This window comes from Pelovirga sp. C15f (genome assembly GCF_057178085.1).
This window is the reverse complement of record NZ_JBXUCV010000023.1, coordinates 1-1,132: the sequence shown is the minus strand read 5'-3', so window position 1 is coordinate 1,132 and position 1,132 is coordinate 1. Positions and strand designations below refer to the sequence as shown.

Genomic DNA, 1,132 nt, shown 5'->3' with positions numbered 1-1,132 from the left:
CATGGCAAGACCACCCTGACCGCTGCTATTACCCGGGTGCTGGCCGAGAAGATGGGCAAGGGAGAGGTCAAGGCTTTTGACCAGATCGACAATGCTCCCGAAGAGCGCGAGCGTGGTATTACCATCGCCACCGCCCACGTCGAGTACGAGACTGATAACCGTCATTATGCTCACGTTGACTGCCCCGGTCACGCCGACTATGTCAAGAACATGATCACCGGAGCCGCGCAGATGGACGGCGCCATTCTGGTCGTCTCCGCCGCTGACGGCCCCATGCCCCAGACCCGTGAGCACATCCTGCTCGCTCGTCAGGTTGGTGTTCCGGCGATGGTTGTTTTCTTGAACAAAGCCGACATGGTCGACGACGAAGAGTTGCTCGAACTGGTCGACATGGAGATTCGCGAGCTGCTGTCCAGCTACGATTTTCCTGGTGATGATATTCCGATCATTGCCGGTTCAGCCCTGGCTGCCCTCGAAGGGCGTGATGACGAAATCGGCAAGAACAAGGTTCTTGAGCTGATGGATGCCGTTGACAGCTATATTCCCGAGCCCGAGCGCGCCGTAGACCGGCCGTTTCTGATGCCGGTCGAAGACGTTTTCTCCATTTCCGGACGCGGTACGGTTGCCACCGGGCGGATTGAGCGCGGTATTGTCAAGGTACAGGAAGAAGTCGCCATCGTTGGAATGAAGCCGACCGTCAAGACGGTTGTTACCGGTGTCGAGATGTTCCGCAAGCTGCTGGATCAAGGTCAGGCCGGCGACAACGTCGGGATTCTGTTGCGCGGTGTCAAGCGCGAGGACATTGAGCGCGGACAGGTTCTGGCCAAGCCCGGCAGCATTACCCCGCACACCAAGTTCAAGGCCGAAGCCTATATTCTGACCAAAGAAGAAGGAGGGCGCCATACGCCGTTCTTCAAAGGCTACCGTCCCCAGTTCTATTTCCGTACCACGGATGTGACCGGGATTGTCGAGCTGCCGGAAGGCGTTGAGATGGTTATGCCGGGAGACAACATCGCCATGACGGTTGATCTGATCACCCCGATAGCCATGGACAAAGAGTTGCGCTTTGCGATCCGCGAAGGTGGCCGTACAGTCGGTGCCGGCGTTGTCAGTGAAGTGATCGAGTAACAAT

1 protein-coding gene is annotated in these 1,132 nt (G+C 57.6%); it reads left to right on the top strand.

Annotated elements, in window-relative coordinates; translation table 11 throughout:
* Positions 1–1,128 (top strand): elongation factor Tu (tuf, locus tag AC1931_RS15415; protein WP_483878163.1); only part of this gene is annotated, 1,128 nt, incomplete at its 5' end.
* Between the last annotated feature and the right edge of the window lie 4 nt (positions 1,129–1,132).